The following is a 21227-nucleotide window of genomic DNA, read 5'->3' as shown; positions in this document are numbered from 1 at the left end:
CGCGTGTCCGGACGCGTGTCCGGTACGGGGGTGCCGCCGACGGCTCAAGCGCCGCCGCGGTGGACGCTGAACGCCGAGCGGCGGGCCGCCCTGGCCACCGCCGGGTCCGGGTGGACGCCGGAGACCGCCGTCAGCACCGAGGCCGCCCGGGGGTGCCCGGACTGCCGGGCCCGGGCGAACAGCCGCACCGGGTCGCCGGCCGAGGCACCCTCGACATGGCCCACCAGAAGTTCCGTTTCCCCGTGGTCCAGCACGGCCGCGGCGGTGTCCACCCAGAGCCAGGCGGCGTCCTCCGCGCCCAGCACATCGGCCGGGGAGACCCCCTCGTCCGAGCGCTCGGCCAGCCACAGCAGCGCGTACGGGCGCAGCACCGCCTCGTCGACGGCGGCCCGCACGGCCTGCTCGGCGGTGGATCCGGCCACCCGCAGCGCCTCGAAGGCCAGGCCGCGCACCAGGGCGTCCTCGCCCTGCGCGGCCTCCAGCAGCTCGGCCACCGCCCGGTCGGCGGGGCGGGCGGCCAGCCAGGCCCGGTACTCGGCGCGGGCGGGGCCCGGCGAGTAGTCGGCGCAGGCGCTGAGCAGTTCCATCGCGCTCTGCTCGATGTGGCCGGCGGCGGTCTGCGCGACGGTGCAGATCTCCTCCAGCTTGGCCCGCACCGCCCAGTGCCCGAGCGGGGAGAGCTCGGCCGCGTTGTCCTCGCGGACCAGCGCGCCGACGGCGGCCAGGCCGTCGAGCATCCAGTCCAGGACGGCGGCGACGTCGGCGGGCGAGGCCGGGGTGTCGATCTGCGGCTCGCGGCAGGTGCCGCGGACGGCGGAGACGGCGGAGGCCGCGTGCGGGACGGGCGAGAGGCCGAAGGCGCCCTCGCCGCCGCCGACCCGGCGCTCGTCCAGGCCGCGCCGGAGCAGCTCCAGCAGCTCGATGTCGGCGACCGGGCCGTCCACCAGGTGCAGGAAGGAGAGCAGTTGGGGTGCCTGGTCGACGGCCTGCCCGGCGAGGACGGCGAACACGCCGCGCAGGGCGGCGGGCGGCACCGGGGCGAGCAGGGTCCAGGCGTCGAACAGGGTCGACCAGCCGCGGATCACCGCCTCGTCGTCGTGCTCCCAGGCGTGCAGGCGCCAGCCGGGGACGGCGCCGCCGTCGCGGGGCTCGACCAGGCCGACCAGCAGGGCCTGGCCCCAGGCCTTGGCGGCGGCGCCCACCGTCATGGCGAGGGCGCGGCCGGCCGCGCGGGCGTCCTCCGGGAGCAGTTCGCCGCGCTTGTCGACCTCGTCGAGGTCGCCGGCCCAGCGGGCGATCCGGACGGCGTCGACCAGCATCCGGCGGGCCAGCGGGGCCAGCTCGGCGGGTGCGGGGAAGCCCTCCGGTACGGGGACCCGGCCTCGGCCGGGGGCGGGGGCGGGGCCTCGTCGGCGGGGTACGCCCTGGCTTCCCGGCCTGGCGCCGGCGGGGCGGTGGGCCGTTCCGGGGAGACGGGTCACCGTCGCACCGGAACCGTTGGTCGGCGGGAGCGGGGCATCACGGTCGCGCGGATTCCGAGACGTCACGTCGAGCAGTCTTCCCCTTGTACCGGCCTTCTGTCACATCCGGTTGTCCGCGCAGGGCGGGGCGGGGGTTCGGGGGGATCGACAAGATCGGGCAACAGAGCCCAAACCGACTGGCTTGATCTTTGTGGCGGGTGCATGCCAGGTCGGAGGGGTGGGCGGGGCCGGTGGTCCGGGCGGGGTCCCGGTCGGCCCGTGCGCCGACCGCCGCCCGGTCGGCGCGCACCCGGTGCACCCGGCTCCCCGGCCCCGCGCGGCGCGGCGGGGAGCGCGCGGCGGGGCGGGGGCGGAGAGCCCGGGGCCGGGGGCCGGTGGCGGCGGCTCAGCAGAAGGGCGTGAGCCAGCGGCGCAGGGTCTCGGAGTAGCGGTCCGGGTCCGTGTTCCACAGCGCGGCGTGGTCGCCGCCCGGGAAGGCCTGGAGGTTCACCAGCGACGGACGGCCGGCCGCCAGCCGCTCGGCGGCCCGGAACGGCGCCACCGGATCGTCGGGTCCGTGCAGCACCAGGGTGGGCACCCGGAGGTCCGCGCCCTCGGCGAGGCGGGCGAAGTCGGCCAGATCCACGCCGGTGCGGCCCTGGGCGGCCAGCGCGCCGAGTTCGGCGGCCGCGCCGCGGTACCCGGCCCTGGCCGCGTCCCGGCGGGCGGTGGCCGGCCAGTCCAGCACCGGGGAGTCCAGGACCAGGCTGCTGATCGAGGAGGCGAAGTCGGACCGGGCGGCGGCCTGCAGGGCCATCGTGGCGCCGAGCGACCAGCCGTACAGGACCACCCGGCCCGCGCCGCCGTCCAGCGCCAGCCGGATCGCCGCCTCGACGTCCCGCCACTCCGTCTCGCCGAAGTGGCCCAGGCCGTCCGGGGAGGCCGGCGCGCCCGCGTCGCCCCGGTAGCTGACCGCCAGCGCGGGCAGGCCGAGCCGCTCCAGGACGGGCAGCACGGGCAGCACCTGGCTCCGGTCGGCGCCCGGGCCGTGCACCAGGATCACCCAGGTGCCGCGCTTGCCGTCGAGCCACCAGGCGGGCATCGCGCCCAGCTCGCCCTCGACGGCGGTCTCGCCGAAGGTCAGGCCCAGCGCCGAGGCCGGGTCGCCGAGGTACACCCGGGGGGTGAAGCGGACCTCGGTACCGGCCGTGAGGGTGCCCCGGTCGGCGCGGGCCAGTCGGCGGGTGACGCCCTGCTCGTCGCGGTGCAGGACCTCCTCGACGACGGCGTGCCCGTCCTCGCCCCACTCGACGGCCCAGCGGCCGGGGCGCTCGCTCGCCGCGCTCCGGGTGAAGGTGATCCGCCCGGCGCCCAGGCTCTGCACCACGACCGGACCGGTCCGCTCCCGGGCGGCCCCGGCCGGGCGGACCATCCGCTCCGAGGCCCGGCGGCCGATCACCAGGACGGCCGCCCCGGTGCCGACCGCGGCGGCCGCCACGGTGGCCGCGATTCCCCAACGCATACTCGCTCCCCGCTGCTCGGTTCTGGGCCGACCGGTGTCCGGACCCACGTCACAGCCCAGTCCACTGGCCGGGACCCGGCCGGGCCAGCAGGACACGGCCGTACGGGTTGCCCCGTGAGGAAGGTCGCACCGGGTCCGTCGGAACGAGACTGCCAGAACGGACGGGTCCTCACACGGGGATCGCGGGCTCCCGTCGGGCGAGCAGCTCCCAGAAGCGCCCGGCCGGCGGGACCGTCGCGTCGGACGGCGCGGCCGCCCCCTCGGCGGGGCCCCAGCCGCCGGACCCCCAGTGCGCGGGCACCTGCCGCTCCTCCTGGAGCACGGGCAGCACGGCGTCGAGGTCCGCCCGGTCCACCGGCACGATCCGGACGATCGCGCCGGCCTGCGCCTGCCAGCGGCCCTCGACGCAGCGCCGCAGCCGCCGGTCCAGCTCCTCCCGGCGGCCGGTGGCGGCGACCAGCTCCCGGAGGGTCAGGCCCAGCACGTGCGCGAGCGCGGCCGTCGGCCCGGCGTCGCCGTCCCACTGACCGGTGGCCTCGGCGTGCCGGTACTCCTCGGCGGGGACGCCGATCCGGCGGGCCGCGCCGTCCGGGCTCAGCTCGCGGGCGAGCCGGAAGTCCCGCAGGCTCGCCGGGCGCACGCCCATCAGCCGCTCGGGCGGGCACCACAGCGCCCGGGCCAGCGCCAGGAACTCCTCCTCGCCGGGGGGCGGCCCGCCGTTCTCCCAGCCGAGGACGTGGGCCGGGAGCAGCCGGACGCCGTGCGCGGCCATGCCCTCGGCGACCTGTTCCGGGGTCAGGCCGAGGGCGGCGCGGTGGGCGCGGACGGCGGCGGGCGAGAACGGTACCGGGGGCGGCGGGGCGGGCGGGGCCGACCGGGCCGGGCGGGCGAAGAGGTGGGGGCGCTGGGGTCGCATGGGTCCCGACGGTAGGCGCGGCGCCGGGTGGTGCCCCAGCCGACGAACGCACGAAGCGGGCCGGGCGCGCCGCCCGGCGGGGGTGGAGGATCGCACAGCGGGGCGCGGTCCGGCGGCGGGCGGGCTCGGAGGTAGCGACGGGGAACGCGGGCGGCGGGGGCGGGCACGGGACGGGTGCCGGGGCGGGCGGCCGGACGGCTGCCGGGGCGGGTGCCGGCAGGGCTCCGGCAGGGCTCCGGCGTGTGACCAACCCCTCCGCGACCTCGGTTGACTCCCCCTTCGGGCCCGTGATGGGATCCTTCAGCCATTACGGAGGCAAGCAGAGGAAGCCGGTGCGAGTCCGGCGCGGTCCCGCCACTGTCACCGGGGAGCACGACCGGAGGTAAGCCACGGAGGGCCGTTCGCGGCCGCCGGAAGGCCCGGGAGCGCGTCCGACCCGGGAGCCAGGAGACTCTCACCCCCGGTACGTCGATCCAGGGCGCGGACCCTGAGTGAGGACACGCACGCGATGCAGGCTGCCCCGCCGGGCCGGGACGTCCCGCCGAGCACTCCGCCGACCACGCCACCCGCCTTCCCTTGCGCCCGCTGACCCGGGCCGCCGCGTTCGGCGCGGGCGCCGTCGCCGGGTACCTGGCCGACGCCCGGTTCGGCGATCCGCGCCGCGGCCACCCGGTGGCCGGCTTCGGCGGCGCCGCCGGCCGGCTGGAGCGGCTGCTGTGGCGCGACGACCGCGCGGCCGGCACCGCCTTCACCGCGCTGTGCGTGGGCACCGTCGCGGCCGGCGCGGTGGCCGCCGACCGGCTGCTCGGCCGCCGTCCGCTCGGCCGGGCCGCGCTCGCCGCCGCCGCGACCTGGACGGTGCTCGGCGGCACCTCGCTGACCCGGGAGGCCCGCACTGTCGGCCGCGCGCTGACGGCCGGTGACCTGACGGCCGCCCGGGAACGGCTGCCGCACCTGTGCGGACGCGACCCGAGCGCCCTGGACGAGCAGCAGATCGCCCGCGCGGTGGTCGAGTCGGTGGCCGAGAACACCGCCGACGCCGTGGTCAACGCCCTGGTCTGGGGCGGTCTGGCCGGCACCCCGGGGCTGCTGGCGTTCCGTGCGGTGAACACCCTGGACGCGATGGTCGGTCACCGCTCGCCGCGCTACGCCCGGTTCGGCTGGGCCTCGGCCCGGCTGGACGACGTGGCGGGCTGGCCGGGCGCCCGGCTGACCGCGCTGCTGACGGTGGCCGCCGCCCCCGAGCCGCGCACCGCCTGGCGGGTCTGGCGGCGGGACGGCTCCGCGCACCCCAGCCCCAACGCCGGCCAGGCCGAGTCGGCCTTCGCCGGCGCGGTCGGCGTCCGGCTGGGCGGGACGCTCCAGTACGGCGAACGCACCGAGCACCGGCCGGTGCTGGGCGAGGGACTGCGGCCGGTCGGGGTGGACGACATCGAGCGGGCCTGCGTGCTCTCGCGACGGGTGGGCGCGCTGGCCCTGGGTACGACGGTCGCCGGGCACCTGCTGCTGCGGGCGGTACTGATCGGGAAGCGGAGGAACCGGGCATGAGCAAGGCACTGCTGGTCGCCGGGACGACCTCGGACGCCGGCAAGAGCGTGGTCACGGCGGGCATCTGCCGCTGGCTGGCGCGCCAGGGGGTCGCGGTCGCGCCGTTCAAGGCGCAGAACATGTCGCTGAACTCCTTCGTCACCGCCGACGGCGCCGAGATCGGCCGCGCCCAGGCGATGCAGGCGCAGGCCGCCCGGGTCGAGCCGGAGGCGGCGATGAACCCGGTGCTGCTCAAGCCCGGCGCGGACGGCCGCAGCCAGGTGGTGCTGCTGGGCCGCCCGGTCGCCGAGGTCGGCGCGCTGGACTACCGCGAGCGCAAGCCGCTGCTGCTGGAACGGGCCCTGGAGTGCCTGGCGGACCTGCGCGCCCGCTTCGACGTGGTGGTCTGCGAGGGCGCGGGCTCGCCCGCCGAGATCAACCTGCGGGACCGGGACATCGCCAACATGGGCCTGGCCACCGCGGCCGGACTGCCGGTCGTCGTGGTCGGGGACATCGACCGGGGCGGCGTGTTCGCGGCGATGTACGGGACGCTGGCGCTGCTGTCGGCGGAGGACCAGCGGCACGTGGCCGGCTGGTTCGTCAACAAGTTCCGCGGCGACGCGCGGCTGCTGGCCCCCGGGCTGGAGATGCTGCGCGAACTGACCGGGCGTCCGGTGCTCGGCACCCTGCCGATGCTGCCGGACCTGTGGCTGGACGCCGAGGACTCGCTCGACCTGTCCACCGTCGTCGACCGGACCGCCGCGCGCGGCCCGCTGGGCGCCGACGTCCTGCGGGTGGCGGTGCTCCGCTTCCCCCGGCTGTCGAACTTCACCGACCTGGACGCGCTCGCCCAGGAGCCCGGCGTGCTGGTCCGCTGGGCCACCCGGCCGGAGGAGCTGGCCGACGCCGACCTGGTGGTGCTGCCCGGCACCCGGGCCACCGTCGCCGACCTCGGCTGGCTGCGCGAGCGCGGCTTCGAGCCGGTGCTGAGGGCCCGGGCGGCGGCCGGACTGCCGGTGCTCGGCGTCTGCGGCGGCTACCAGATGCTGGCCGGCCCGATCGTGGACGAGGTCGAGTCGAAGGCGGGCCCGGTGGAGGGCCTCGGACTGCTGCCGACCCGGGTGCGGTTCGGGGTGGAGAAGGTGCTCGGACGGCCCGTCGGCGAGGCCTTCGGCGAGCGGGTCGAGGGCTACGAGATCCACCACGGGATCGTCACCGTGGAGGGCGGGGATCCGTTCCTCGACGGGTGCCGGGTCGGTTCCGTCCTGGGCACCACCTGGCACGGCGCGCTGGAGAACGACGGCTTCCGGCGCGCGCTGCTGCGCGAGGTCGCGGCGGCGGCCGGCCGGGCGTTCGTCCCCGCGCCGGACACCTCCTTCGCCGACGCACGGGAGGCCCGGCTGGACCGGCTGGGCGAACTGATCGAGGAACACGCCGACACCGACGCGCTGTGGAAGCTGATCGAGGGCGGGGTGCCGGCGGCCGGATCGCTGCCGTTCCTTCCGCCCGGAGCCCCTGGGGAGCATGCATGAGTGACGTCCGATACCCGTTCACCGCGATCGTCGGCATGGCCGACCTGCGGCTCGGCCTGCTGCTGAACGCGGTCTCCCCGGCGGTCGGCGGGGTGCTGGTGCGCGGCGAGAAGGGCACCGCCAAGTCGACCATGGTGCGCGCGCTGGCCGGGCTGCTGCCGTCCATCGCGACCGTCGACGGCTGCCGTTTCGCCTGCGACCCGGCCGGCCCGGACCCGCAGTGCCCGGACGGCGCGCACGACGGCGGGGCGTCCTCGCGGCGCCCGGCCGAGCTGGTCGAGCTGCCGGTCGGCGTCTCCGAGGACCGGATCGTCGGCTCGCTGGACCTGGAGCGCGCGCTCTCCGAGGGCGTCAAGGCGTACGAGCCGGGGCTGCTGGCCCGGGCGCACCGCGGCGTGCTCTACATCGACGAGGTCAACCTGCTCCAGGACCACGTGGTGGACCTGCTGCTGGACGCCGCCGCGATGGGCCGCTCCTACGTGGAGCGCGAGGGCGTGTCGGTGCGGCACGCGGCGCGCTTCCTGCTGGTCGGGACGATGAACCCGGAGGAGGGCGAGCTGCGGCCGCAGCTGCTCGACCGGTTCGGCCTGACGGTGGAGATCGCCGCCACCCGGGAGCCGGTGGAGCGCGCCGAGGTGGTCCGCCGCCGGCTCTCCTACGACGCCGACCCGGCCGTCTTCGCCGACCGCTTCGCCGCGGAGGAGCGGGCGCTGGCGGACCGGATCACCGCCGCCCGCGAGCTGCTGCCGCAGGTGGAGCTGACCGACGCGGCGCTGCGCCAGATCACCGCCGTCTGCGCGGCGTTCGAGGTGGACGGGCTGCGCGCGGACATCGTGATGGCCCGGACCGCCGTCGCCCTGGCCGCCTGGGCGGGCCGCACCGAGGTGCTGGCGGAGGACGTCCGCAAGGCCGCCCAGCTGGCGCTGCCGCACCGGCGGCGGCGCAACCCGTTCGACGCCCCCGGGCTGGACGAGGAGCAGTTGGACCGGATCCTGGAGGAGCACGCCGAGCCGGAGCCCGAGGAGCCGCAGCAGCCGCAGGAGCCGGAGGAGGACCCGGACCCGGAGGGCGGCCCCGAGGGCGACGGTCCCGAGGGTGACGGCCCGCAGGACGGCGGCCCCGACGGCGGCGGTGGCGGCGCGCCCGAGCCGTCCGGCCAGGACGGCCCCGACGGCCCGCCGGCCGAGGCGACGGACGCCCCGGCCCAGGACGACGCCCCGGCCCCGCAGCCCGTCCCGCTCCAGCCGCCGTCCCCCGCCCGGGAGACGGCCCCGGTGGCGGCCGGCGACCCGTACCGGACCCGGCTGTTCGCCGTGGACGGCACCGGGCGCGGCGCCCAGGGCCGCCGCTCCCCCGCCGAGACCGACAGCGGCCACACCATCAGGGCCCGCCGCCCGCGCGGCCGCCTGGCCCGGCTGCACCTGAGCGCCACCCTGCGCGCCGCCGCCCCGCACCAGCTGGCGCGCGGGCGGTCCTCGCGGGCCCTGGTGCTGCACAAGGACGACTTCCGCGAGCAGGTGCGCCAGGGACGGGAGTCCAACCTGGTGCTGTTCGTGGTGGACGCCTCCGGCTCGATGGCGGCCCGGCAGCGGATGACCGCCGTCAAGGGCGCGGTGCTGTCGCTGCTGATGGACGCCTACCAGCGCCGGGACAAGATCGGCATGATCACCTTCCGGGGCGCGGGCGCCGAGCTGGCGCTGCCGCCGACCTCCTCGGTGGAGGTCGGCGCGACCCGGCTGGAGTCGCTGCCCACCGGCGGCCGCACCCCGCTGGCGGCCGGGCTGCTGCGGGCGCACGAGGTGCTGCGGGTCGAGCGGCTGCGCGACCCGGACCGCCGCCCGCTGCTGGTCGTGGTGACCGACGGCCGGGCCACCGGCGCGCGGGACGCCGTCGCGCAGTCGCACCGGGCGGCCGGGCTGCTGGCCGGTCAGGGCGTGGCGAGCGTGGTGCTGGACTGCGAGTCCGGCCCGGTCCGGCTCGGCCTGGCCCGCACGCTGGCCGACCGGCTGCGGGCCACCGCCGTGACCCTGGACGAGCTGCGCGCCGACGGCGTCGCCTCGCTCGTCCGCGACAGCCGGGGCGAGCGCCGTCCGGGCGTCCCTGCTTCTGCCTCTGCTTCTTCCAGTGCTTCTGCTTCGCGAAAGGCGGCCTGAGCCGACATGCCCAAGGGTGTCCCCGAGAGCGTCCCCGAGGACGGCCTGACGACCCGTCAGCGCCGTACCCAGCCGATCACCGCCGTGCACACCGGGCCCGGCAAGGGCAAGTCCACCGCCGCCTTCGGCATGGCCCTGCGGGCCTGGAACCAGGGCTGGTCGGTCGGGGTGTTCCAGTTCGTGAAGTCCGCCAAGTGGAAGGTCGGCGAGGAGAACGCGCTGCGCGTGCTCGGCGCCTCCGGCGAGGGCGGCACCGTCGACTGGCACAAGATGGGCTCCGGATGGTCCTGGATCCAGCGCACCGACGCGATGGAGCTGGACAGCGAGGCGGCGGCCAAGGAGGGCTGGGAGCAGGTCAAGCGCGACCTCGCCGCCGAGACCTACCGCTTCTACGTGCTGGACGAGTTCACCTACCCGATGCACTGGGGCTGGATCGACCCGGCGGAGGTGGTGGCCGTGCTCAAGGACCGCCCGGGCAGCCAGCACGTCGTCATCACCGGCCGCTACGCGCCGGAGCTGCTGACCGACGCGGCCGACCTGGTCACCGAGATGACCAAGGTGAAGCACCCGATGGACGCCGGACGCAAGGGCCAGCGCGGCATCGAGTGGTAGCCCGCCGGGTCGGTCGAACCCGCCGGACGTCCTGGTAGTACAGCGAGAGAAGAAGCAGCAGCACCGTGAACATCCCCCGTCTCGTCGTCGCGGCGCCCTCCTCGGGCGCCGGCAAGACCACGATCGCCACCGGCCTGATCGCCGCGCTCGCCGCCCGCGGGCTGGCCGTCTCGCCGCACAAGGTCGGCCCGGACTACATCGACCCGGGCTACCACGGCTTGGCCGCCGGCCGTCCGGGCCGCAACCTGGACGCCTTCATGTGCGGGCCGGAGCGGATCGCGCCGCTCTTCCTGCACGGCGCGGCCGGGGCGGACGTGGCGGTGGTCGAGGGCGTGATGGGGCTGTTCGACGGCGCCTCCGGGCGCGGCGAGCTGGCGTCCACCGCGCACGTGTCGAAGCTGCTGCGGGCGCCGGTGGTGCTGGTGGTGGACGCCTCCTCGCAGTCCCGGTCGGTGGCGGCGCTGGTGCACGGCTTCGCCTCCTGGGACCCGGAGGTCCGGCTGGCCGGGGTGATCCTCAACCGGGTCGCCTCCGACCGGCACGAACGGCTGCTGCGCCAGGCCCTGGAGGAGGGCTCCGGGGTGCCGGTGCTGGGCTCGGTGCGGCGCTCGGCGGCGGTCGCCACACCGTCCCGGCACCTGGGGCTGATCCCGGCCGTCGAACGCTCGGCGGAGGCCCTGCGGGCGGTGGCCGACATGGGCGAACTGGTCGCCGCCTCGGTGGACCTGGACGAGGTGCTGGCACTGGCCCGCACCGCCCCGCCGCTGACGGCGGAGCCGTGGGACCCGGCCGACGAGGTGGCCCCGCTCGCCACCGCCCCCGGTGCGGCCCGGCCGAGGATCGCGGTGGCCGGGGGCGCGGCGTTCTCCTTCTCGTACGCCGAGAACACCGAGCTGCTGACCGCCGCCGGCGCCGAGGTGGTGCCCTTCGACCCGCTGCACGCCGACGCCCTGCCGGAGGGCACGGCGGGCCTGGTGATCGGCGGCGGCTTCCCCGAGCTGTACGTCCGGGAACTCAGCGCGAACGGGCAACTGCGGGCGGCGATCGCCGCGTTCGCCGCCTCGGGCGGACCGGTGGCGGCCGAGTGCGCCGGGCTGCTCTACCTCGGGCGGGAGCTGGACGGCCTGCCGATGTGCGGGGTGCTGGACACCTCGGCCCGGATGACCGAGCGGCTGACGCTCGGGTACCGGGAGGCGGTCGCGCTGGAGGACTCGACGCTGCTGCCCGGCGGGGCCCGGCTGCGCGGGCACGAGTTCCACCGGACGGTCTGCGAGCCGGAGCACGGCGAACGGCCCGCCTGGGGCTGGCGGCTGCCGACCGGTCTGCACTTCGAAGGATTCGCGGGCACGGCGGGCGCCAAGAATGTTCACGCTTCGTATCTGCATCTGCACTGGGCGGGATACCCGCAGCTCGCCGCCGCCTTCACCGCGGCGGCCGCCGCGCACCGGACCGGCTGAGCGGGCCGACGGCGGATCCGACGACCCCTCGGGTCTGGTCTTTTGGCCGTCCGGAGCGTCAGAATAGGGACAAACAACCGCATATCGCCCTTTTCGCAACCGGTACCGGCCAGACCCGACCGCCTTTCGGCGAGCCGACCGATTGCCGGCGACCGCCTACTCGACGGGGCGCCGAACACGTCCCCGCGGCGCCGTACACGCCCCGGCGGGGTGAACGGGCTCGAAGGAGCCGTCACCATGCGTCACACCTTAACCCCGCTGCATCACCGTCCCTCCCCCGTCGACCTCCCCCACGACCGTCCGCACTCCTGCCCCGTCCCGCTGTCACCGGCCGCGCTGGACGAGCTCCATGACGAGTACCGGGACCTGGTCGCGTCCCGGCGCCTCCCGGACGGCATCTCCTTCGGCCAGTACTACCGTGTCCTGCGCACCCAGTGGCGCGGCGAGAACGTCGTCGGCCTCGACGACGGCGCCCTCCGCCCGGGTCCGCGCAGCGACGCCCAGCTCATCGACCACCCGTCGGAGAAGCTCAAGGGCGTCGTCCCCACCCTGGTACTGCTGGTGGACTTCCCCGACCAGCCGCACGACCCCGCCCACACCGTCGAGCACTTCGAACAGTTGCTGTTCAGCTCCGGAACGTTCCCGACCGGCTCGATGCGCGACTACTACCACGGCGTCAGCGGCTTCGACCCCGCCGCTCCCGCCAACGGCGGCATCGACGTCCAGGGCGAGGTGCACGGCTGGTTCCGCCTGCCGCACCCGCTCTCGTTCTACGCCAACGGCCTGTCCGGCCAGGACTCCGCCCACTTCCCCAAGAACGAAGTGGGCATGGCCGCCGACACCCTGAAGATCGCCCGCCAGCAGGGCGTGAAGTTCCCGGAGGAGCTGGACGTGCTGGGCGAGGGCATCGTCACCGCGCTGTTCATCGTGCACGCCGGCCGCGGCGCCGAGGCGGTCCCGAAGGTCCAGCGGCCGGGGGCCCTGTGGAGCGCCAAGTGGAGCTTCACCCCCGGCTTCCCGACCGATTCGAGCCTGACCGTCCAGACCTTCCTCACCGTCCCCGAGGACTGCCGGGTCGGCGTCTGCTCCCACGAGTGGGGCCATCTCGCCGCCCGCTGGGCCGACTTCTACGACACCGGGAACCCGAACGTGGAGGCGGTCTCCAGCGGCCTCGGCGACTACTGCCTGATGGCCTCCGGCTCCTGGGGCGGCCCGGACCGGCAGCACGCCGGCGACCGGCCGGTGTACCCGAACGGCATGCTCCGGATGTTCCACGACTGGACCCAGCCGCAGAAGATCACCAGCACCGTCAAGGACATCGTGCTGCGCCCGGTCTCCGAGGGCGGCGACATCCTGGTCGTCCGCAGCCAGCGGATGCAGCCCAAGCAGTACATCGTGGTCGAGTACCGTCGGCAGAGCGGCCAGGACGCCTTCCTGCCGGACCAGGGCATCGCCGTCTACGCGGTGGACGAGTCCATCGACAACGTCAACGACGAGAACCACCTCGCCATCGAGCTGCTGCAGGCCGACGGCCGCCGCGACCTGGCGGACGCCGTCGTGCCCAACCGCGGCGACAAGGACGACCTCTACCCGTCGCTCGGCAACAACCTCCTCGGCGAGCACAGCAACCCGCCGCTGAACGAACCGGACGGCCACTGGAGCGGCGTCACCATCGAGGTCGCCGGCACCCCGGGGGACGACCGGATGGAGGTCAGCGTGACCGTCGAGTGAGGCACCGAACACACCACCCGCTCCGTTCCGGGAGCGTCCGAACGACCGTGGGCCGCCCCGGAGCGGACCGGGACGACCGCCGCCCCGCCCGCCGTTCCGGGCAGCGGCCCCGCCGGTGGCTCCGGCGTCGCCGCTCCGGTACGGACCGAGAGGCCGGCCCGGGCAGCGGCGGCGGTCCCGTCCCCCTGATCCGTCCCGCGTCCGGGCCGGATCAGGGGGACGGGTCTTCGTCGGGGGCCAGGTCGGCGCCGAGGTCGGCCGCGGGGTCGGCCGCGGGGTCGGGGGCCTCCGGGAGGAGCAGGGTGGCGACGGCGCCGCCGGTGGGGTGGTTGGTGAAGGTCAGGGCGGCGCCGATGACGCGGGTGTGGCCCTGGGCGATGGTGAGGCCGAGGCCGTGGCCGCGGCCGCGTTCGCGGACGCTGGTGCGGAAGCGCTGCGGGCCGTCGCGGAGGAGTTCGGCGGGGAAGCCGGGGCCGTGGTCGCGGACGGTGAGCCGGTGGCCGTCGACGTGCAGGAAGATCGGGCCGCCGCCGTGGCGGTCGGCGTTGAGGAGCAGGTTGCCGAGGATGCGGTCCAGGCGGCGCAGGTCGGTGCGGACCGAGGCGTCCGCCGCCATCTCCACCTCGACCTCCAGGCCGGTCAGCGCCACCGTGCGGCGCACCGCGCGCTCCAGCGGCACCGCCGAGAGGTCGGGCAGTTCGACGTCGGCGTCCAGCCGGGACACCTCCAGGAGGTCCTCGACCAGGGCGCGCAGGGCCTGGACGCGGTTCTGCACCAGTTGGGTGGGCCGACCCGGCGGGAGCAGTTCGGCCGCCGTGACCAGCCCGGTCAGCGGGGTGCGCAGCTCGTGCGCGACGTCCGCCGTGAACCGCTGCTCGTCCTCCAGCCGCCGGTGCAACTCCCGCGACATGAGGTCGACCGCCGCCGCGAGGTCGGCCACCTCGTCCCGTCCGTCGACGAGTTCGCCGATCCGGGTGTCGGTGCCCCCGGCGGCGATCGCCCGGGCGGCGGTCGCCGCCGTCCGCAGCCGGCGGCTGATCCGGTCGGCGACCAGCACCCCCGCCAGCACCGTGATGAAGACGGAGGCGACGACGGCGAGCAGGATGATCCGGTCCAGGTCCGCGATGGCCTGCCGGTCCTGGGCGAAGCCGATCCGGACGGACAGCACCTCGCCGCGGCCCCGGACCGGCGCCGCCGCCCAGACCGACTCGCCCTCGGGCCCCTGGGCCAGCAGCGACCCGCGCCGCCCCCCGGCGGCCAGGGCGCGCAGCCGGGCCGGCAGTTCCGGGTCGTCCAGGACGGCGTGCCGACGGCCGCCGCCGGTGAGTTCCTCGTTGCGCTCGTAGGAGCCGAGCGCCGCGTCCAGGGCGGTGACGGCGGAGTCCCGGGCCTGGTCGACGTGCTGGCGGACCATCGCCTGGTGGACCAGCAGCCCGACCGCGACCGCGACCAGGACGGAGATGGCGGCGACGGCGGTGGCGATCTGGCGGCGCAGGGTCATTCGGCCCGCCTGAGCTTGTAGCCGAAGCCCCGGACGGTCTCGATCCGGCCGGCACCGATCTTGGCGCGCAGCCGCTGGACGTGGACGTCGACCACGCGGGTGTCGGCGCCCCACTCGTAGTCCCAGACGCGTTCCAGCAGGACGGCGCGCTCCAGCACGATGCCGGGGGCGGCGGTGAACTCCAGCAGGAGGCGCAGTTCGGTCGGGGTGAGCGGGACGAGGGCGCCGTGCACCCGGACCTCCATGGAGTCGGTGTCGACCTCCAGGCCGTCGAAGCTGCGGACGGGGGTGCGGGGGGCGGGGGCGACCGGAGGAACCGGGGGGAGCGGCGGGACCGGGGGAACCGGCGGGTCGGCGGGCACGGCAACGGAGGCGGACGCGGGCTGGGGCCGAGGCTCGGGCAAGGGCGCGGCCTCGGCCGGGACGACGCGGACGCGGCGGAGCACCGTGCGGATCCGGGCGACCAGCACGGCGCTCTCGAACGGCTTGACCACGTAGTCGTCCGCGCCCGCCTCCAGCCCGGACACCACGTCCACCGGATCGGTGCGGGCCGACATCATCAGGATCGGCAGCTGGCTCTCCTCCCGGATCCGGCGGCACAGCCCGACCCCGTCGAGCAGCGGCAGCATCACGTCCAGCAGGACCAGGTCGGGCCGCACGGCGTGGAACATCTCCAGCCCCTCCAGCCCGTCGGCGGCCGTGGCGACCGGGAAGCCGTAGCGTTCCAGCGCCATCCTGGTCGCCTCCCGGATCACCTCGTCGTCCTCGACGATCAGGATGCTCGGGTGGCCGGCGGCCGTGGGGCTCATGGCTTCGTCTCCGGGAGGGGAACGGCGGTGGGCGTGGCGCTGGGCGCCGCAGGACGAGCGGGGTTGGGCTGCGGCTGCTTGCCGACGGCCGCGTCCGAGCCCGCGCCGGCGGACGGGGTGCTGGTGGGCCGGGAGGGGGCCGAGGGCTTGACGGCCACGCCTCCGGCCCCTCCTCCGGACGTGGCGGTCGGGCCGGTGCCGGGCGGTTTCTCCACCGTCGGCTTCTCGGCGGTCGGCGGCGTCGGCTCGGGCTCCGGGGTCGGCCCGATGCCCTCCACCTTCTGGTCGGCCAGGGCCAGCCGCACCCCGTCCCAGCGGTAGAGGCGGCCGGTCCGGAAGGAGCCGGTCGGCTCGTACAGCCAGAGGTCGGTGCCGACCGTCTCGGCGCCGAACTCCTTCAGCAGGGTGACCCGGTGGATCGGCAGCAGCCGGTCGGCGGAGGCGGTGTAGACGTGCAGCACGACGGTGTCGGCGAGGACGACGGCGAGCAGCAGCTCGGGCCGGCCGTCCCCGGTGAGGTCGCGGTACTCGGGGGCGCGCAGCTCGCAGCCGGGGCACGGTTCGAGGACCCGCCGTTCGTCCTGGGTGACGCCGGGGTCCTTGGTGACCAGGGCGCGGACGTCCACGGCGGTGACGTCCTGGCCGGGGACGGCGAGGTCGGGGACCGGCTGCGGCGCGGGCTCCGGGCTGCGGCTCCCGGTGGGCTCCAGCGGCGTCGGCGAGGGGGCGGTGGGCGCGCTCGGCCAGAGCGGCACCCGGGCCGGGGAGGGTGTGACGGGCGCGACCGCGCCGTGGTCGCGCAGTTCGCCGGGGGCGGCGCAGCCGACCGGGAGCGCGAGCGCCGCGGCGGCGAGGAGGACGGGGAGCAGGAGGGCGGGGCGGGACCGTGCGGCGGTGCGGCGGGGGGCGGAGCGGCGGGGGGCGGCACGGCGAGGTACGGCGCGGCGCGGGACGGCACGGCGAGGTGCGGTACTCATCCTCCGGGTCCTTTCCTGTCCTGTGCGCGGGTCCTGCTACGTGCGCGGGTCCTGGTACGTGCGCGGGTCCTGCTACGAGCGCGGTGCCGGTCCGATCGCGCCCCGGCCGACGTGGCGGGCGCCCGGCGGGGACACCGCCGGGCGCCGTTCGACCCCCGTCAGCCTACGGGCGCCGCCGGATCGGCCAGGACGACGATGTTGTCCGTCCAGTGGCCGTCGGCCCCGATCCGGCCGCCGCAGGTGATCAGACGCAGCTCGGGCCCCTTCGTGTTCCCGTACACCGTCTCGGTGGGGAACTCGCCCTTGGCGTACTGGAGCAGGGCGCGGACCCGGAAGTCGACCGTGCCGCCGTCCTCCCGCCGGACCTGGATCAGGTCGCCCGGCTTCAGCTTCGGCACGTGGTGGAACACCGCCGGGCCGTGCGCGGTGTCGTAGTGCCCGATCAGGACGGCGGGCCCGGTCTCCCCGGGCGTCGGGCCGTTGCGGTACCAGCCGACCTCGTCGGCGCGGTCCGCGGCCGGCACCTCGACCGTGCCGTCGGCGTTCAGGCCGAGACCGGTGACCGGGGCGTCCACGCCGGCCGAGGGGATCAGCAGCCGGGTCGGGACCGAGGCCGCCAGGGCGCGGGGGGCGGCGGGCGTCTCCGACCCGCTGCCGGTCCGCGCCGTCGACGGGGCGGGTGACGACGGGGCCGGCGCCGCCGGGGCGGTGGCGTCGGGGGCCTGCCGGGCCGAGGTCTCCACCCGGACCACCGGCGGCTCCGCGCGGCCGGAGACCGCGACGGTCGCACCGATCGCCAGGCAGAGCAGCCCGGCCGCGCCGAAGACGCTCCGGTTCAGCCCCGCCCCGAATCCGGCCCGGCGCCCGTGGCGGCCGTGCCGCGAAGCGTCCCGGGCCCGGCTGCCCCGCGCCGCCCGCACCCCGTCGCCGCCGTCCGGACCGGCGGCGACGGGGTGCGGGGAGGACCCGGGGGCGTTGTCAGCCCCGCGCACCGGAACGCCGGCGCAGCACGGCGAAGCCCAGGGCACCGGCGCCGACGGCGGCGACGGCGCCGCCGCCGACCAGCTCGAGGCCGGAGGAGTCGCCGGCCCCGGAGCCGTCACCGGCCTGGGCGGCACCCTTGGGCACCTCGCGCACCTGCGGCTTGGCGTCGGTGGGCGCCTGCGGCTTGGGCTGGACGCCCTCGGGCTGCGCGGTCGGCGTGGCGGTCTTCGCCTGCTCCTTGCCCTGCTCGACGGTGGGCGGGACGGCCTGGGCCGTCGGGGGCCGCTCCGGCTGCTGGGGCGCCTTGACGGCGGGGCCGCTGCCCGCACCGGCGGAGGGGGCAGCCGGCGCGGCGGAGGGCGTGGCGGTGGGCGTGGCGGGCGCGGCGGCCGCGCTGGGGGCGGCCGGCGCGCCGCCGTCGGCCCAGGCCTGACCACCGGTGACGGTCGCCATCAGGGCGGCGCCGGTCAGGGCGCAGACGGCCGTCAGCCGGGAGACGGCGGCCGACCGCCGGGCGCGGTTCGTGGTCGTACGCAGAGCCATGCGAGCTCTCCTTCATGGTGGTGACGCGGGCTCCGGCACCCTGTGGCCGGTGCGTCGGGACTGACGTTAGGAAGCCCGTGTCGCGGTCCCCGGCCGGTCGTGTCACAGCGCTCCATCGGCTGTGTAACGTTCGCCCGGCGGTCCGGCGGGGAGGCCGTGACACCCGTGCCGGGGACGGGAAATTCGCTGGTGGCGGCCGGTGCGGGGCTCGTAGCATCCACGCGTGACCGACAGTGAGAACGCACCCGGGACCGAGGACGGCATCGAGGCGGCGGACCGGGAGGTGTGCTGGCGGGGCCGCGGCGTCGGGTTCGCGGTGGTCGACGTCGACGACGCCGAACTGCTGCAGCGCTGGCGCTCCGATCCCGTGGCCGTGCACCAGATCGGCTACTGGCCGCGCGCCCTGTCCGCCCTGCGGGAGCGGCTGGAGCGCCAGCGGGACGACAGCGAGCGGGACGACTTCCTGGTCCTGCTCCCGGACGGCACGCCGATCGGCCACATCGCCCTCTTCGACCAGGACCTCGCCGACGGCACGGCGGAGGTCTCGCTGCTCCTGGACGAGCGGCACCGGGGCGGGGGCCACGGCCCGGCCGCGCTGGACGCGCTGGTCGACCTCGCCTTCGGGGAACTGCCCCTGCACCGCCTCCAGGCCGTCACCCACACCGGCAACGCCCCGGCGCTCGCGGTGCTGGCCGGCGCGGGCTTCGTCCAGGAGGGCGTGCGGCGCTCGGCCTGCCTGCACCGGGGCCGCCGGTACGACGCCGCGGTGCTGTCCCTGCTCCGGCCCGAGTGGGAGGCGCTGGCGCGGCCCCGGTCCTGGGAGCTCTGAGCAGGGACGAACGCTTCCGACCGATCCTGTTCCGTCTCGACCGACGGCACGGAACGGACCTAGGTCGGAGGGTCCAGGGCGACCCGAACCGCAGCCGGAGGCCCGGGCGGCGTCCGGTCCGTACGGTGGCGGTATGAGCGTCGATCTCGACAAGTACTTCGCACGCATCGGATGGGACGGCGGACGCGCTCCCACCCTCGACACGCTCCGATCACTGCAACACGCGCATGTGCTGGGCATCCCGTTCGAGAACATCGACGTGGTGGTCGGCACCGTGCCCTCGCTGGACCTCACCGATCTGGAGGCCAAGCTCGTCGCCGGTTCGCGCGGCGGGTACTGCTTCGAGCAGAACACCCTCTTCGCCGACGTGCTCGAACAGCTCGGCTACGGCGTCACCCGGTACACCGGACGGGTGCGGGTCGGCGCCCGCCCCGGGGAGATCCGGCCCCGCACCCACCTGGTGCTGGGAGTCGAGGTGCCCGGGGGCGGCGAGGGGCCCGGGGGCGGCGAGGGGCCCGGCACCGCGGGCGGCGGGCGGTACCTGGTCGACGGGCGGTACCTGGTCGACGTCGGTTTCGGGTCGACCGACGCCCTGCTGGAGCCGCTGCCGATGATCCCCGGGCTGGTCCGGGAGGGGCGGGGCCGCCGGCACCGGCTGGTGCTGGAGGAGGCCGACGGCCCGGCACCGGTGTGGGTGCTCCAGGCGGCCCGGCCCGGGGACACCTGGATCGAGCTGGTGTCCTTCACCCTGGACGCCGCGCCGCTGCCCGACATCGGCGTCGCCAACTGGCACGTGTCCACCCACCCGCGCTCGCCGTTCCGCCGACTGTTCGTGCAACGGACGCACGCCGACGGGCACTTGGCCCTGGACGGCAGCACGCTCACCCGGACCGCGCGGGACGGCACGGTGACGGTGGAGCGGGTCGACGGCCCGGAGGCGCTGCGGGAGCTGCTGGAGTCCGAGTTCGGCATCACCCCGCCGCCCGGCGTCCGCCCGGAGCGCTGACCGGGGCAACGGCCTCCTCGGTACGGCTCACCCGGTGCGGTAGGCGTCCACGAGGGTCTGGTCGAGGGTGTTGCCGTCGGTGTCGGTGAGCTCCGCCCGCAGCGAGACCGTGCTGCCCGCCGCCGGGTTCGGCACCGTGACGGCGCCCTCGTGGACGGGCAGCACCGTCCACGAGCGGCCGCCGTCCGCGGACATCGAGACCGTCAGCGAGCGGACCCGGCCGCCCGCGGCGGCGCCCTGCACGGTGACCGGCACCCGCATCGGGCTCCCGGCCGCCGCGGTGCCGTCCGGGCCGAGCCCGGGCGAGAACCGGACCACGCTCACCGGCACCGGCGCCGGTCCGGCCGTCGTGGCCGAGCGGAAGGTCCAGGACACGTTGACCCGGGTGGTCGCGCCGGTCGCACCCCGGCGGGCCACCGTGGCGGCCAGCCGGTACGGGGCCGGGCCGGGCGGCACGGTGAACGTCGCGCGGTCGAGCAGGCCGGACCGCGCGTGGAGCAGCACGCCGTCGCGGTGGAGCCCGGCCCAGGCCGTGTCGAAGGACGGCGCCGTCGGCACATGGCCGTCGCCGTCGGCGAGCAGCGGGAGATCGACGGTGAGGACGTCGCCGTCCCGTTCGACGCCGGCGCGGCCGGTGAGCGCGGGGCCGGTCACCGGACCGTCGAAGGTGTGGGTGGTGGTGCTTCCGGCCCGGACGGCGAGGCCGTCGACGAAGTAGCGGTTCGGGCGGGTGCCGGGCGCCGCGGGGGCCGTGTACACGAGGTCCCAGGCGCCGCGCAGGGGCGTGACGAACAGGGTGGCCGTCCCCGGTACCGGCACGGACCAGGAGGCCCCGACGCTGGGCCCGGCGGCCGGGCCCAGCGTCGGCGACAGGTCGATGCCCGCGGTCCCGGCCGGCGCTCCGTCGCGGTCCGGCCGGGCGAGGGCGCGGAGTTCCAGGGCGGCCAGCTCCGCCGTCGCGTAGTGGTGGGTGAGCCCGGTCAGCGCGCGGGTGCCGGAGAAGGTCCGGCCGAGGGCGTAGCCGCCGGTGCGGGTCCGCCAGTAGGAGTCGTACCACTGCCGGACCGAACCGGCCTCGGCCTCGGGCCCGAGATGGGCGGTGCGCAGGGTCGGCGTCGCCTTGACGATGCTGGCCATCCTGGTCGCTCCCCCGTGCGTGACCTCGATGAACATGCCGCCGGTGAGGAAGGCCGCGGCGGCGTCCGGCGGCGTGACGTCGACGGGGGCGGTGGTCCGGGCGTCGACGGTGACGGTGGTGTCGCGGTCGAGGTCGAGCCGCGGCTGGACGATCCAGTCGGTGCCGTCCGGCACCCGGTCCGTCCAGAGGCTGCTCTCCAGCAGGTAGCGGCCCCCGGGCAGCCGCACGGAGGCGGTGCCGGAGGCGTCGTGGGGCTGCTCGGACCGGCCGGCGCCGGGGCCGGAGATCCCGGTGACGGAGGTCCGGTAGCGCGTCGGCACCCGGCCGTCCCGGCCGAGGTGGCGGATCGTCAGGGTGTACGTCTCGGGCTCGGTCGCCCGCTCGGCCTCCGGCTCGGTCCCCGGCTCGGCGGCGAAGGCGGCGGAACCGGGGACACGGAGGGAGGCGGCCGCCGCACCGCCCAGGGCGGCGGCGCCGGTCAGGACCCGGAGGACGCTCCGGCGCGGCAGGAGGGACGTAGTGGTCATGCC

General features: G+C 76.5%; 17 protein-coding genes and 1 riboswitch. Of the genes, 8 read left to right on the top strand and 9 right to left on the bottom strand.

Translation table 11 applies throughout. From position 1 onward, the window contains the following. Window positions 1–44: 44 nt before the first annotated feature. From ACW14Y_RS29545 to ACW14Y_RS29535, 3 genes are all read right to left on the bottom strand, one after another. Window positions 45–1481: a hypothetical protein gene (locus tag ACW14Y_RS29545; RefSeq protein WP_419932775.1), complete on the bottom strand. Its 1437-nt coding sequence runs from the start codon at window positions 1479–1481 to the stop codon at window positions 45–47. 385 nt (window positions 1482–1866) lie between these two features. Beyond that, on the bottom strand, window positions 1867–2982 hold the full coding sequence (locus ACW14Y_RS29540) for an alpha/beta hydrolase family protein (protein ID WP_380310018.1): 1116 nt from the start codon (window positions 2980–2982) through the stop codon (window positions 1867–1869). A 169-nt stretch (window positions 2983–3151) separates the two neighbouring features. Next, window positions 3152–3898 (bottom strand): helix-turn-helix domain-containing protein, encoded by a 747-nt coding sequence (locus tag ACW14Y_RS29535; protein WP_456983944.1) that lies wholly within the window; start codon window positions 3896–3898, stop codon window positions 3152–3154. 274 nt (window positions 3899–4172) lie between these two features. Next, window positions 4173–4371: riboswitch (cobalamin riboswitch) on the top strand. Between the two features lie 103 nt (window positions 4372–4474). On the opposite strand from ACW14Y_RS29535, the gene ACW14Y_RS29530 reads away from it, so the two are divergent. The 6 genes from ACW14Y_RS29530 to ACW14Y_RS29505 all read left to right on the top strand — a co-directional run bounded on the left by ACW14Y_RS29530 (window position 4475) and on the right by ACW14Y_RS29505 (window position 12910). Beyond that, window positions 4475–5446, top strand: a complete 972-nt coding sequence (locus ACW14Y_RS29530) for a cobalamin biosynthesis protein (protein ID WP_456983942.1) — start codon at window positions 4475–4477, stop codon at window positions 5444–5446. After that, entirely contained in the window at window positions 5443–6957 is a 1515-nt protein-coding gene (locus ACW14Y_RS29525; RefSeq protein ID WP_380310012.1) for a cobyric acid synthase, read from the top strand. The genes ACW14Y_RS29530 and ACW14Y_RS29525 overlap by 4 nt, the downstream gene beginning before the upstream one ends. Then, window positions 6954–9110 carry a putative cobaltochelatase gene (locus tag ACW14Y_RS29520; protein WP_456983940.1) on the top strand — a complete coding sequence of 719 codons (2157 nt, stop codon included), beginning with the start codon at window positions 6954–6956 and terminating at the stop codon, window positions 9108–9110. Before ACW14Y_RS29525 ends, ACW14Y_RS29520 begins: the two co-directional genes overlap by 4 nt. A 6-nt stretch (window positions 9111–9116) precedes the next feature. Beyond that, window positions 9117–9722, top strand: coding sequence for a cob(I)yrinic acid a,c-diamide adenosyltransferase (gene cobO, locus ACW14Y_RS29515; RefSeq protein WP_266274082.1), 606 nt, complete (start codon window positions 9117–9119; stop codon window positions 9720–9722). A gap of 65 nt (window positions 9723–9787) precedes the next feature. After that, window positions 9788–11179, top strand: a complete 1392-nt coding sequence (locus ACW14Y_RS29510) for a cobyrinate a,c-diamide synthase (protein ID WP_456983937.1) — start codon at window positions 9788–9790, stop codon at window positions 11177–11179. Window positions 11180–11416: 237 nt separating this feature from the next. After that, window positions 11417–12910, top strand: coding sequence for a M6 family metalloprotease domain-containing protein (locus tag ACW14Y_RS29505; RefSeq protein WP_380310006.1), 1494 nt, complete (start codon window positions 11417–11419; stop codon window positions 12908–12910). Window positions 12911–13121: 211 nt separating this feature from the next. On the opposite strand, the gene ACW14Y_RS29500 is transcribed toward ACW14Y_RS29505, so the two are convergent. From ACW14Y_RS29500 to ACW14Y_RS29480, 5 genes are all read right to left on the bottom strand, one after another. After that, window positions 13122–14411: a sensor histidine kinase gene (locus ACW14Y_RS29500; RefSeq protein ID WP_456983935.1), complete on the bottom strand. Its 1290-nt coding sequence runs from the start codon at window positions 14409–14411 to the stop codon at window positions 13122–13124. Next, complete coding sequence (locus ACW14Y_RS29495) at window positions 14408–15220, bottom strand: response regulator (RefSeq protein ID WP_456983933.1); 813 nt, start codon at window positions 15218–15220, stop codon at window positions 14408–14410. Before ACW14Y_RS29495 ends, ACW14Y_RS29500 begins: the two co-directional genes overlap by 4 nt. Then, window positions 15217–16197, bottom strand: a complete 981-nt coding sequence (locus tag ACW14Y_RS29490; protein WP_456983931.1) for a hypothetical protein — start codon at window positions 16195–16197, stop codon at window positions 15217–15219. The genes ACW14Y_RS29495 and ACW14Y_RS29490 overlap by 4 nt, the downstream gene beginning before the upstream one ends. Before the next feature lie 158 nt (window positions 16198–16355). Next, the gene (locus ACW14Y_RS29485) at window positions 16356–17189 is read right to left on the bottom strand and encodes a class F sortase (RefSeq protein WP_402723645.1); all 834 of its coding nucleotides are present in this window, start codon (window positions 17187–17189) and stop codon (window positions 16356–16358) included. Beyond that, window positions 17176–17724 carry a sortase-dependent protein gene (locus ACW14Y_RS29480; protein WP_456983929.1) on the bottom strand — a complete coding sequence of 183 codons (549 nt, stop codon included), beginning with the start codon at window positions 17722–17724 and terminating at the stop codon, window positions 17176–17178. The genes ACW14Y_RS29485 and ACW14Y_RS29480 overlap by 14 nt, the downstream gene beginning before the upstream one ends. Before the next feature lie 223 nt (window positions 17725–17947). On the opposite strand from ACW14Y_RS29480, the gene ACW14Y_RS29475 reads away from it, so the two are divergent. Together ACW14Y_RS29475 and ACW14Y_RS29470 are read left to right on the top strand one after the other, a co-directional pair. After that, window positions 17948–18553 carry a GNAT family N-acetyltransferase gene (locus ACW14Y_RS29475; protein WP_380391507.1) on the top strand — a complete coding sequence of 202 codons (606 nt, stop codon included), beginning with the start codon at window positions 17948–17950 and terminating at the stop codon, window positions 18551–18553. 133 nt (window positions 18554–18686) lie between these two features. Then, entirely contained in the window at window positions 18687–19559 is an 873-nt protein-coding gene (locus ACW14Y_RS29470; RefSeq protein WP_456983927.1) for an arylamine N-acetyltransferase family protein, read from the top strand. A gap of 27 nt (window positions 19560–19586) precedes the next feature. Here the strand turns inward: ACW14Y_RS29470 and ACW14Y_RS29465 are convergent, their stop codons facing one another. Continuing rightward, complete coding sequence (locus ACW14Y_RS29465) at window positions 19587–21224, bottom strand: serine protease (protein WP_456983926.1); 1638 nt, start codon at window positions 21222–21224, stop codon at window positions 19587–19589. Window positions 21225–21227: the final 3 nt, after the last annotated feature.

The sequence above is a fragment of the Kitasatospora sp. cg17-2 genome (genome assembly GCF_054031055.1).
The sequence above is the reverse complement of the archived record's forward strand: the minus strand, read 5'-3'. Positions and strand labels throughout refer to the sequence as shown.